Annotated in this window: 11 protein-coding genes and 1 pseudogene; 9 read left to right on the forward strand and 3 right to left on the reverse strand. The window is 51.2% G+C overall.

The window, feature by feature from the left end; all coding sequences use genetic code 11:
* On the reverse strand, window positions 1-261 hold a 261-nt coding region (locus G7Y43_RS10790; RefSeq protein ID WP_206215097.1), incomplete at its 3' end, for a transposase.
* 198 nt (window positions 262-459) lie between these two features.
* Window positions 460-2,175: an IS110 family transposase gene (locus tag G7Y43_RS05690; RefSeq protein ID WP_165044965.1), complete on the reverse strand. Its 1,716-nt coding sequence runs from the start codon at window positions 2,173-2,175 to the stop codon at window positions 460-462.
* Window positions 2,176-3,333: 1,158 nt separating this feature from the next.
* On the opposite strand from G7Y43_RS05690, the gene G7Y43_RS05695 reads away from it, so the two are divergent.
* The 5 genes from G7Y43_RS05695 to G7Y43_RS05720 all read left to right on the forward strand — a co-directional run bounded on the left by G7Y43_RS05695 (window position 3,334) and on the right by G7Y43_RS05720 (window position 8,204).
* Window positions 3,334-4,377, forward strand: a complete 1,044-nt coding sequence (locus G7Y43_RS05695; protein ID WP_165044967.1) for an N-acetylneuraminate synthase family protein — start codon at window positions 3,334-3,336, stop codon at window positions 4,375-4,377.
* A 2-nt stretch (window positions 4,378-4,379) separates the two neighbouring features.
* On the forward strand, window positions 4,380-5,591 hold the full coding sequence (neuC, locus tag G7Y43_RS05700; RefSeq protein WP_206215094.1) for a UDP-N-acetylglucosamine 2-epimerase: 1,212 nt from the start codon (window positions 4,380-4,382) through the stop codon (window positions 5,589-5,591).
* Window positions 5,539-6,240, forward strand: a complete 702-nt coding sequence (locus G7Y43_RS05705) for a cytidylyltransferase domain-containing protein (RefSeq protein ID WP_165044969.1) — start codon at window positions 5,539-5,541, stop codon at window positions 6,238-6,240. Before neuC ends, G7Y43_RS05705 begins: the two co-directional genes overlap by 53 nt.
* Window positions 6,241-6,980: 740 nt before the next feature.
* Window positions 6,981-7,529: a hypothetical protein gene (locus G7Y43_RS05715; RefSeq protein ID WP_165044973.1), complete on the forward strand. Its 549-nt coding sequence runs from the start codon at window positions 6,981-6,983 to the stop codon at window positions 7,527-7,529.
* Window positions 7,530-7,643: 114 nt separating this feature from the next.
* Window positions 7,644-8,204: a hypothetical protein gene (locus tag G7Y43_RS05720; RefSeq protein WP_165044974.1), complete on the forward strand. Its 561-nt coding sequence runs from the start codon at window positions 7,644-7,646 to the stop codon at window positions 8,202-8,204.
* A gap of 34 nt (window positions 8,205-8,238) precedes the next feature.
* Here G7Y43_RS05720 and G7Y43_RS05725 read toward each other — a convergent pair whose 3' ends face one another.
* A complete protein-coding gene (locus G7Y43_RS05725; protein WP_165044976.1) occupies window positions 8,239-9,522 on the reverse strand; it encodes an ATP-binding protein in 1,284 nt (427 codons plus the stop codon).
* A 175-nt stretch (window positions 9,523-9,697) separates the two neighbouring features.
* Between G7Y43_RS05725 and G7Y43_RS05730 the strand changes: the two are divergent.
* The 4 genes and pseudogenes from G7Y43_RS05730 to G7Y43_RS05745 form a co-directional block, all read left to right on the forward strand.
* Window positions 9,698-10,177 (forward strand): annotated as a pseudogene (locus G7Y43_RS05730) (NeuD/PglB/VioB family sugar acetyltransferase); the annotation flags it as partial.
* Window positions 10,178-10,225: 48 nt separating this feature from the next.
* Entirely contained in the window at window positions 10,226-10,786 is a 561-nt protein-coding gene (locus G7Y43_RS05735; protein ID WP_165044978.1) for a hypothetical protein, read from the forward strand.
* A 203-nt stretch (window positions 10,787-10,989) separates the two neighbouring features.
* Window positions 10,990-11,727, forward strand: a complete 738-nt coding sequence (locus G7Y43_RS05740; protein ID WP_165044980.1) for a hypothetical protein — start codon at window positions 10,990-10,992, stop codon at window positions 11,725-11,727.
* Window positions 11,724-12,203: a PIN domain-containing protein gene (locus tag G7Y43_RS05745; RefSeq protein ID WP_165044982.1), complete on the forward strand. Its 480-nt coding sequence runs from the start codon at window positions 11,724-11,726 to the stop codon at window positions 12,201-12,203. The genes G7Y43_RS05740 and G7Y43_RS05745 overlap by 4 nt, the downstream gene beginning before the upstream one ends.
* The last annotated feature ends 82 nt before the right edge of the window (window positions 12,204-12,285 follow it).

Below are 12,285 nucleotides of genomic sequence, written 5' to 3' on the forward strand. Positions count from 1 at the left end.
CTTGGCGGCCTTACGCAGGATACGTCTTTGCTCTTTGTGGTCTATGTCATCTTCAATTGTACGAGTGAGCCGCCGTCGTACATCATCAACAGCTTCTGTTACAAGCTTTGCTACATGGAATTCATATGTCCCGAGCTTTGTCAAGAGACAAAGTCCTCCCGGCCCGGGTTTTCCCAGTCCGGGCTGGGAGTATCTATATGCATCGCCCCGGCCCGGCTGTGCAGCGGATGTCCGTGCTCCGAAGACGCCTGCGGCGCACACTCAAATCCGCGGGTACCGCGATCTCGCACGCGGCCCGCACTCCAGTCGTTCGGTAAGGGCCTTCCGCCGATGGGGAATCATCGTCTTCACTTATCCCGCGCGTGCCGCATGAGCGGTGCGCAAATTCCAATCGCGGGTTCCCTCATCCTGCTGGACGGCCGGTGTCGGGGCGGATGCTCTGTGGCAGGCGCGCCGCAGCTAAGCCGGGCGCGAGATGATGCGCACTGTCTGTTCGTCTTCGACCATGCACCCGATCACCCACACCCAGCGTATGAGCTCGTTGGCGATAGCGATCTTTATCTTGTTGGGGTGCTTCTTCTGCTCGGAGAGGTGCTGGCGGCGCTTGGCGAGCCTGCGGTCGGCTTTGCGGCAGACGGCCTTGACGTCAGGCGACACAACCTGACCCGCCCTGAGGGCTTTGCTGCTTTTGTACTTGTATCTCCCGCTGCCGGTTATCCCCTCGACGAGCAGGGTGCGGCAGACGGCGTTGCCGGCTTTGGTGATGCCTCCGTGGTGCCCCTTGCCCCCGCTCTCGCTATGGGACGGCACGGTGCCGAGCCACTTGGACACATCCCGCCCGCTCCTGAAGCGGTGGAAGCTCCCTATCTCGCACGCGAGAGTAAGGGCGGTCAGTTTGCCGACACCTCGAAGCAGCGATATCGCGTCCACGTAGGGTTTCCATCGTGGAAGATCACAGAGAGTATCGAGCTTGGCCTCGAGGTCCTTCACTCGCTCTGCGCCCTCCTCGACGGCGCGCAGGCTGAACGCGAGCGCCTCGTTGGCGCACGCATCGCCGAGGTCGGCGGACTTTATCCATGCAACAAAGTTCTTCGTCCACGAGTTCTTGAGGGTGCCATCAGGTGTCTTCTCGTTCCAGACGTAGCCGTGGCGCAGCAGGATAGCCGAGGTCTGGAGTTTGGCAACCTTAACAGCATCAACCGCCGCCACCCGCGCACGGCACAAATCGCGCATCGCCTCGGTTTCGGGGTCGGGCGTCCATACCGCGGTGTAGGTCTTCTCCATGCTCACGAGCTCGGAGAGCAAGCGTGTGGCGTCCCTGCTGTCGTTTTTACGCTGCTTGTCGTCGGCGGATCGCGCAATGCTGCTTACGGCCACCACGTCGCAGCCTATCCCCTCACGACGAAGTTCGCGACAGAGGTGGAACCCGGTGCAGCCGCTCTCGTAGGCCGCATACCAGGGGCCGGCGAAGTTCTGCTTCATCCAAGACGCTATCGCGGCAGGTGCTGGCGCGTCGTTGAACCTTTTCATCCTGGTCTCCCCCGTGGAGCGGTCGAGGCCTTTGATGGTGGTCGTCCTGGCGTGGACGTCCATGCCGAACACGGAGCAGTACTCGGACTCTACGGCATACTTCGTCATGAGGGGATCCTCCTTCTCCTCGGCGGCGCGTTCTTGCGCGCCGCATTCAGATACTGGGATCTCATTGTCGCATCCCGTCTGGGCTGGCGGGCCCTTTCTTCCGGGGCGGTGATCTCCCAGATCCTGTCGCTCGGGACATACTGTCTTATCAGCGTAGATTACCGCACCAGGAAAAAACTTTTCTGCAAGGCTAATGTAGAAGCCGTTCAGGTCACACGATATAGTTGCCACCGCATCACGCTCACCTTTTGTAAAGCTTTCCAGATACGCTGTGACGGTTTTAGGATCATCTCCTGCAAGCATGTCAACGAGCGTCTTTTCATCGGCATCATAGATACAGCTTGCCATATGAGGCTCACCTCTTCTGATTGCAATCCTTTTAGGAAACGCTTTAACCTCATCAATACAGAGGTTGTGCGGCAGACGGTGCTTGGGCATCTGTGCGTTTGCTTCAAGCTTGGCAATGATGTTTTTAGAAGCACCAGTTATGCGCTCAAGTTCAGCGATGGTTTTGGCTTTTCCCAGTTCATCGATCACTTATCACATGCATCGTGTGCAATGCCACACCACCCGGGACACTCCTTCATACCAGGAGATGTCTTTGAGAGCCGTGTATACACACACCCATACTTACCACACTGCCCTACAAGCAGTCGTATTACTTCTACATCTATCGAGCTTCCTTGTCCTGACAAAAGGCGCTCAAACGCTCTTTGTTCAGATGCACTTGGCTTAGGTTCTGATACTCGTCTTCTGTATTCCATGACAACCCCCGCTCAGAAAGAGATGTTATCGAGGTCTGTCGTGGCAACTTCAGACTCATCCATTGCTTCAAGGTGTGCGAGCAGCGCACAGAAGCCTGGGCATCCAAGTTCGTCTGCGGGGATATACCAGCTGTCTTTGTATAGGTCGCTAACGCAGCGGCCTGAGTTAAGACAACGATCGCAAAGTCTGTCGAGTACTCGTATACCCAGACGTTTGAATGGCTGGCACTGCGAGAGTCTAATCGCTATGCGCTCGTATAGACGCACATCCACTCCTACGGTGGTATTGCCTGTGTTCTTCATGTTCCTCTTACTTTCCGAGGGTGCGGGCTGCCATAGGGGTCTTGGGGGAGGTGGACTCTCTCCCAAGACCCCGAACAGAACTGCGGACGGGCAAGGCATCCCGTCCCTCTATTCGTTGGTTAATGACGCCCGTCCTGCTTTTCAGACTGTAAGGCTTGGGGGCATGGGCAGACTTACAAAACGGCGCACCACGCAAAAACAGGCGGAAAACATGTGGGTAGGCACAAGAGGATGAAAACCGTGCAAAATCCCACACGAATTAGCGGTTACCCGGATATCCAGGATTTAGTGTGGGTATCGAGGATTTAGTGTGGACGATTCGAGTAAAAGCTTAGCCTGACCTGCGATGATGGAAGCAAAACACATAAAAGTCGATAGTGAGTCACCTCTTCAAAGCGGTTTCCCGGTTGTTGGTCTCTCTATTCTTTCTAAGGCAAGATACACTCGTGATGCTGCCTCCCGCGAATCCTATACCGCAGCATCAATGCTGACAGTTCTTTTGCGTCCCATATTGGCCTCCTAAAGCAGTCTGATCTTAGGGTGAAATTGTCCAAGCAACTTGCTTGAGCGTTTCAAAAAGCGATGTCAAGCTCAAAGTATTGACCGTAATAATGAGAGGATCTTCAGAATGAGGACTTTTTTCGAAATTGGGGACGTTCCCGTAACTGATGTTGGTGATGTGCTGGTCATACCTGAGGTAGGGATCAATCATAACGGATGCCTGGCTGTTGCAAAGGAGATGGTCGACGCTGCGTACCGTGCTGGAGCGAAGCTCGTCAAACACCAGACGCATGTGGTTGATGACGAGATGAGCGCTGCCGCAAGGAAGGTAAAGCCTGGTAATGCGGATATGTCAATCTATGACATCATGAGCGCGTGTGCTCTTTCCGAGGAGGACGAATACGAACTCATGGTCTATGTTGAGTCTCTCGGTATGGAATTCCTGAGCACCCCCTTTTCTCGAGCGGCAGCAGACAGGCTGGAGCATTTTGGTATAAAGGCTTACAAGGTCGGATCGGGCGAGATGAACAACCTTCCGCTCCTAGCCCATATTGCCTCTTTCGGTAAGCCGATGATCGTGTCAACTGGCATGAATGGACTGAAGAGAGTCTGCAAGGCTGTGAAGGTTCTCGAGGATTACAAGGTGCCCTTCGCTTTGCTCCACACCACAAACCTCTATCCGACCGATCCAAGCTTGGTGCGACTGGGTGCAATGCAGGAAATGATGGGAGTGTTTCCGGGTGTGCCCGTGGGTTTGTCTGATCACACGCTCACGAATGCTGCCTGTACGGCGGCGATTGCCCTTGGCGCACGCATAGTTGAGCGGCATTTCACTGACCGCATGGATCGGGAGGGACCGGACATCGTTTGCTCGATGGATGAGACCGCCCTCGGAGAGCTGTTAGCGGCTGCTCATGATGTTCCCCTAATGCTCGGAGGGTGCAAAGATGAGATAGCTAATGAACAGGTTACGCGAGACTTTGCTTTCGCGAGCGTTGTTGCCATAAAGGGAATCATGGCTGGCGAGCGGCTGACAGTGAATAACATTTGGGTTAAACGACCTGGAACCGGTGATATCCCAGCGGAATACTATGACGAAGTTCTCGGCAAAACAGCGGGCCGAGATATTGTCGAAGGCGAACAGATCGCTTGGGACATATTGGAAGGCTAGAGATGGTTTCCACTATGAAGAAGATCTTGTTTTTAACAGGGACGCGTGCAGACTATGGAAAACTTAAGGGTCTCATTAAGGCGGTAGAGGAGAGCCCCGATTTTGAGGCGTATGTATACGTATGTGGTATGCATCTCCTAGAACGGTTCGGGGGTACCTACCGCGAGGTTCTGAAAGATGAATATGACAATACCTATGTAGCACTGGGGTTGAGCCAGTCGAGTGCGTCGAGTGCGAGCGTGAGTCTAGGCGACACAGTGAGAGCGTTCTCCAGTTATGTTGATAGCGTGAAGCCTGACATGATAGTGGTGCATGGTGACCGAATGGATGCTCTCGCCGGTGCTGTTGTTGGGGCGTTGACGAACGTGCTCGTGGCGCATGTCGAGGGCGGGGAGCTTTCTGGCACGATCGACGAGTCCATTCGCCATGCGATATCGAAATTCGCACACGTTCATCTTGCTTGTAATGAGGATGCTAGGAGAAGACTATTGCAGTTGGGTGAGGACGACGAGCGAATCTTCGTGATCGGTTCGGCGGATGTCGATCTGATGTTAGATGATAACCTTCCTACACTTGAAAAGGCAAAAGCACGTTATGGTATCCCGTTTGCCAACTATGGGATCCTGATGTATCACCCAGTGACCACTGAAGTGAAGAATGCGGAAGCGAACGCGCGCGCGGTTATTGACGCTGTGATCGAAAGTGGTAGGGATTTCGTAGTAATTTACCCTAACAGTGACCTCGGATATGAAGCAATATTGAGTGAGTACAAAAGGCTACTCTCTTGCGAACGTTTCCGTATATTTCCCTCCTTGAGGTTTGAGTATTTTTTGTCGCTACTGAAGGGCGCAGATCTGATCCTTGGGAATTCGAGCGCTGGTGTGAGGGAATCGGGTGTGTATGGCATACCGGCCATTGATATTGGAACGAGACAAAAAGGTCGGTACTCAACCGATGAGTGCGGGAATATTCAGCACGTTGGCTACGACGCGAATGAGATTATCGACGCGATTGTTGCGTCCGGCGAGTACGCGGTGAAGGCGTTTGCGTATGGTAAGGGCAACAGTGTGCGAGGGTTCATGAGAGTGCTCGAATCGGAAGCCGTATGGAGTCTTTCTACCCAAAAGCAATTCAACGATCGTTGTTTAGAAGGTGATGCAGATGCTCAACGGAAGGAAGGTTCTGGCGCTCATTCCTGCGAGGGCTGGAAGTAAAGGGATACCTGGTAAGAATCTAGCTGATCTTGCAGGTAAGCCGCTCGTTGGCTATGCGATCGAAGCAGCTCTCGAGAGTGAGTATATTGACGATGTTGTTGTATCTACTGACGGTGATGACATAGCTAAGGTTTCAAGGGATTTTGGGGCTGAAGTCCCATTCATGAGACCAGTAATCCTTGCTACGGATACGTCGAGTACTTTGAGTGTCGTCCTTCATGCGATCGAAGCCCTTAGATCCGACGGTAGGGAGTACGATGATTTGGTATTGCTGCAGCCGACTCAGCCTTTGCGTACCGCAAAAGACATCGATGGGGCGTTGATGATGTATTACGACAACGGTTGTCAGCCGCTTGCTTCTGTGAGTCCAGTAGATGATCATCCTCTGCTTGTTCGCTCTATCGATAACAACGGAACGCTTCAACAGTTGTTGGATGCTAAGAGTACGTGTAGAAGGCAAGATATGCCGGCCTATTTCCGCATTAATGGATGTATATACGTTAATGAAGTTCGTAGCATTGACAGTGAGACAAGCTTTAATGACAATAGTATCCCATATATTATGGATCGCAGCCATTCGATCGACATTGATGAGCCTTGGGATCTTAATCTCGCACGTTATTTGATTCAGAATCCATGCATTTTATGATATAACGGTCTTCGATATATCTATCGATTCTTCGCAGGTGGTACTTCTGGTGATTGATAGTAAAGCCGCTTATCGTCGATACATTAGGGGATATGCAGGCTTTAGGAGCTTGTATATCTCATCCTCTGCTGCAAACGAACAATTCGATGATCTGGCTTACAGATCCGGTAGTGCGATATCAGCGACTACTGAGAAAAGTCGAATATTGGGAGAATTGCCGGGGGTACTCATGAAACCGTGGCGTTATCTTTTGCGTTGGCGTTTTCAGAAGTTGAGTACACTCCTAGGTTTTTCGATTCCTCTGAATGTGTGTGGTCCAGGTCTTGCGATTTTGCACTATGGCAGCATAGTGATAAGTAGGCATGCAAGAATCGATGCGAGGTGCACGTTGAACAGCTGCGTCAACATTGGCGTGAAACCTGGCGCTGCTGAAGGTCCTTCTATTGGAAACGACGTCTATGTCGGTCCAGGTGTGAAGGTTTGGAATAGTATTCATATTACTGATGGCTGCGTGTTTGGTGCGAAAGCATGCGTCTCTAAAGACCTACTCGTATCAGGATCCGTGATTGTGGGAGTGAATCGCACGATTAGGAAGCGGAAATGACTATTTTGTTAATATCCTCACGTGCAGTTAGTAGGTCACTATTTACCAGGTGGTTCATCTGAACTGGGATAAGTTGAAGGTCTAGTTGAGTCTAGTTAAACTCGCATCGAGTATGGGAAGAAAACGAGGAAACGTGATGGGTTTAGGTAAGACTGAGTTTAATAGCTTATGCAACGCGATGGTCTCCGAGGCGATAAACCAAGCGAATGCCGTGGAATTCGAGATTGATGACATACTGGCAGGTTCGCACTTTAAGGCGAGTGGAGATTCTATTTCTGAGCAGGCTTATCTCGACTACATTGGTGGTTATCTGCAGGAGAAATCGTTGAGCCAAAAATGCAATGCTATGCTCAAACTGCCGGAGACTGCAACGTTACTTGAGGCTGCGGGCATACATTGTGAAGATGCCACAAAGACAATGAATGTATGGCGTATGTTGAGAAATAGATTTGCTCATGGGCTTCTCGTTATCAACTCGAATTCCGACACGGTCCTCTATCACAAGGGCTATTGCTACGACATCAGATCTCACGTTGATGAGTTTTTCGACCTCAATGCCAAGGTATTGGTCATTATGGGGGCTATCAGTTCCTTGCATACGGAATACTGCGGCAAGCCTGTCTTTCGCAGAGAAGGGAACGACCCTGATCATCCCATTTTTGCGAAGTCGATAGGTACTGCCTAAGGATTAGCCAGTGGTAGATAGCATGGGAGTCTCGATACAACGCTCCTTTAGTAGAATCAAAACTGTACGAGTAGATGAGCGAGATGTGTGCAAGAAAGAGACAGGAGTACCAAGATGGAACTTGAAGACAGAATCGTTAAACGCCTACCAGGGCTTTTGCGAGCGGTTGAAGTCATGGGTCTGCAAGATGTTACGGGTGAGTACAGCCTCGATCAGATCGATGATGCGATACGTGAGTATGAAAGCTACGGTTCTGAAGAAGACGATGAGTTAGAAGACTTTAGCGCAGCACCTAACCTTGAGTTTGCGCTTCGCCGTCAGCAGGTGCAAACCGGCGATGAAATAGAAACGCTCATGTTTGAAGAGGATGACTACAAGGCGGCCTTAGGCTTTGGGGATGTATCCGTTGACTTCGATTTTGCCCCTTTAGTTCTTCGCACACTGGCAAAGGCATATGTGAAAGCTACTGCAAATGCAGAGGTGAAAGAGGGTGCCGTACTGCACCTAACAGACATTCCGGATTTCTATGTTGACGTCTATGAAGACTGCTATTATGCGGCAGCGCTCCTTTCAAATCTTGGTCTTGCCGCCGACTCTTCTGCTCCTGACGGAACCTACCTTGACGTAACGCTCTCAGGCGTCGGTGCGGTGGTCTTGCAAAAGGCCGCCGAGTAAGGCGGCTTCTACGAAGACCGGATAGGTGGAATCTCTACGCTGTCAGCGCTGTAAGCGGCACAACGTAGATGCCGTTTTTCGTCTGGTAGGCATAGTCAGAAAGGCCCACCAACACCATCATGAAGCTTGGCTCTTTGTTGCGGGCTGCTGGGTTTGCGGTGATCTTCTTTTTGAGACGCAAGAGGCTTTCCTCGGCTTGGGCGACCTTCGTGCCGCTGAGTTTGATCTCAATGGCACCCCATCGGCCGTCGCGCAGCTCTATGATGGCGTCTACTTCGAGTCCATCGGCATCCCGATAGTAGAAAAGCGGCGAAGGCCCGGCTGCTGGAAGAACCGAAGAGTAAACGTTGAGGTCACGCAAGCATAGCTGCTCGAACAGCTGGCCGAAAAGCTGCGTGTTGCCCATGAGACCATTCTGATCCACGCCGAGCAACGCTGCCGGAAGCGATGGGTCGGCGAAGTTGTACCGTGGCTTTGTTCTTAGCCTTTGCGGCGAGCGAATAGGTGCATCCCACCCGCTTACAGCATCGATGACGAATTTCCCCGTAAAGAACAAGAGCAAGTCTCGTACGCGCTTCCTTCCTGTTTCGGTTACTGCTTTCTCAACTTCGTAGCCCATGTCCGTCACAAGCGTATCGATTTTCACGGATGAGCCCAGGTTGCGCGCCAGAGATTGCAGGAATCGTCGTTGGTCTCGCTCTCCCTCCGGTGCATTGTTGTCCTGGGCGGACAGCAGCGTGTCAACGTACTGATTGGGAATAAGCTTGGCAGCGTCCGCGCTCACATTAATCGCATCGGGCCATCCGCCGCGTACAATTTGATCTGCTAGAGAAGCGAGGCTTGTTTCGGTGGGTGTAGTCGCAAAAGAACCCTCGAAAAGACTTTTAAGAGAAACGGACTTTGCAGAGACGCCTGTCTCTGCAAGTGTCATTGGCCACATGCGCAACCGGGAGATTCGTCCAGATCCGGAATGGTGGACCTGTTTTTTTGCAGGGCGGGAAGATCCTGTGAGAAGATACAGCCCGCGCTGCCCGGCGGCATCGTCAACCGCATGGCGCACCACATCCCACAGGGTCGGAACCTCTTGCCATTCGTCAATCAAGTGGGGATGCTCGCCGCTGAGTGCTGTCTCAGGAGATAGTTCCGCTAGCTCTCTGTTTGCCCTCACGTCGAGCCTGATAGAGCTTTTTGCATGTTGCTGCGACGTCCATGTTTTCCCGCACCACATGGTTCCCGTAATCTCAACAGCACCAAATGCCTCCAAGTGCTTTTGTACGAGCGAGTCAACAAGCCGTGGGATATAAGCGCTGTTTTTCATGCATTCTGCCCTTTTGTGTGAGATAGTTAAACTCCCTGTATTTTAGTGCTTTTCTGGGAAAATACAGGAGCAATCTTGGGAAAATATCGAACGATTTTTGGGAAAAAACAGGAGGGATAAGTCTTAACTCATGTGGGAAAAATAGCCCCAGAACAGCGGGGGATCCGCCGGTAACGGTTTCCCTGCTATCGGTAAGACTCTCGATTGGGTAAAACATCCCAATGCGGATTTCGTGGTCGCCATCGGAAACGCGGGTGTTCGTGAGCGGATTCAGCGAGAGATCACTGGATATATCGCCACGCTGGTTCATCCTTCTGCTTCTATCAGCCGGCGCGTCGAGATAGGTGAGGGCTCCGTTATTGGCATGGGTGCTATCATCAACTCCGATGCCATTATTGGCATAGGTTCTATTATCAATACTGGGGCTACAGTTGACCATGATTGCCATATCGGTGACTTCGTCCACATTTCCGTGGGTGCGCACGTCGCCGGCGCGGTGATGGTGGGTGACAGAACCTGGCTCGGCATCGGTAGCGTTGTGAGTAACAATATCAGCATTTGCAACGACTGTATGATCGGCGCTGGGGCTGTGGTTGTGAGAGACGTCACTCAGCCGGGAACCTATGTGGGTGTTCCGGCAAAGATGGTGTGTTGATAGTGATGGGATCTCACGTGTTGTTGCAAGAAGAGAGAGGTGTACCTAATGGAACTCGAAGACAGAATCGTTGAGCGTCTACCAGAGCTTTTGCGAGCGGTAGATGCCATGGGTCTGCAAGATGTTACGCGCGAGTACAGCATCGATCAGATTGATGATGCGATACGTGAGTACGCAAGCTACGAATCCGAAGAAGACGATGAGCTTGAAGACTTCAGCGCGGCACCTAACCTTGAGTTTGCACTTCGCCGTCAGCAGGTGCAAACCGGCGATGAAATAGAAACGCTCATGTTTGAAGAGGATGACTACAAAGCGGCCTTAGGCTTTGGGGATGTGTCCGAGGACTTCGATTTTGCTCCTTTAGTTCTTCGCACACTGGCAAAGGCATATGTGAAAGCCGCTACCAATGCAGAGGTGAAAGAGAGCACCGTACTTCACCTAACAGACATTCCGGATTTCTATGTCGACGTCTATGAAGATTGCTATTATGCAGCAGCGCTGCTTTCAAACCTTGGCCTTGCCACCGACTCTTCCGCTCCTGATGGAACCTACCTTGACGTAACACTATCAGGTGTCGGTGCCGTGGTTTTGCAAAAGGCTGCCGAGTAGGTTTTACGTTTATGGTTAGTTAGAGCGCTTGCGCCGTTAGTCTCGCAGAGGGAGAGTACGCGAATTAGCGGTTACCCGTTACCCCTGCTTTACCGACAGCAAGGTGACATTTCTCTATTTCTGGTTCTCAAAGACTAGGAAGTGACGGTCCGCTAGAGTATCTTACTTGTTTGAGAAAACCACGTTATGAAGGGAGGCTTGCTGTGAACAAAGATAGAAAAATCCTTTTTCATCTTGAAAAGGACATTTTGCCTGTTGAGGAATTGCAGACCTGCATTTCCGAGTTCTTCGCTATGATTCAGTCTGCCTCCGAAGACTGTCTGAGCAACGTAAAATGGTTTGCTGAAATTCAACAGGGTTCTGTGGCATTGGCAACCTATCCCTTCTCTGATATCGAGACGGACGAGGAAATAGATCAGTGCCTAGGAACCATTCGAAGGGACTTCAAATTGATCCAAGGTGGAAAGAGTCCTTCTACGTTTACAAAGAAGACCCTGCAACATTACGAGGCAATGACACGCCTGTTCATAAGCGAAAAAGGTCTTTCCGGCAATCCGACCATCGACGTTCTCTATCCGAGCAGTAATGAACATGATCCAATTGCTATGGTTGATTATTCTGCGCCAGCAGAATCCAAGACGATTGATCGTTCTTTTGGCACTGCATATGGAGAAGTTAAGACTCTGTATGCAAGTGGGCGACCGTTTTTCGCGCTTTACGATGAAACTTCCGGTAAGCGTATCAAGGTATATTATGACGATACTCTGCTGGATACGGTGCGTTCCTGTTACCGCAGCAACTACGTGCGCGTCACTGGTGACATATCTTTCAACGAGGATGGCACCAAACGTGACATTCTAGCTAAGGATATTCAGGTTGTTGAGCGTCCAGATACAGTTTCTTTGTATGACTTATTTGGGATTTGGAGCGATGCCGAATGAAGCGTGTCTACTGGGACTCATGCTGCTTTATCGAGTATCTTCAAGGAACTGGACGTGGAGAGGTACTTAAGGGCGTTGTCGACAAGAAAGACGGCGGCGAGTTGGAGATAGTTACCTCAGTTATTACCTTGACCGAGGTGATAAAACTTGGCAACGGGACAGCTAAGGAGCGGGACACGATCGTACGGGTCTTCAACCAGGAGAAAGGGTTGCTCGTTGTTGATTTGACCAAACATCTTGCGGAGCAAGCGCGAGAAGTGATATGGAACTACAGTTTTGAGAAGCATAAACAAGATGCCATTCATCTTGCCACTGCTGTTTATATTAACCGCTTCCATAGTATTGATGAGTTCCATACCTTCGACCATGATCTACTGAAATTCAATGGTCAGCCGGAGATTCCGATGCCTATCATCGAACCAACGTTCGAATTGTACCCAGCTAACCCCGTCCCCCTTTTTGATGCACTGGATTAGCTCGCGCAATAAAGGTCAAAACCGTGCAAAATACCACACGAATTAGCGGTTACCCGCGGTCGAAACGAGAGGTAGCGTTAGT

This window comes from Adlercreutzia sp. ZJ138, from assembly GCF_011038935.1.
GTDB lineage: Bacteria > Actinomycetota > Coriobacteriia > Coriobacteriales > Eggerthellaceae > ZJ141.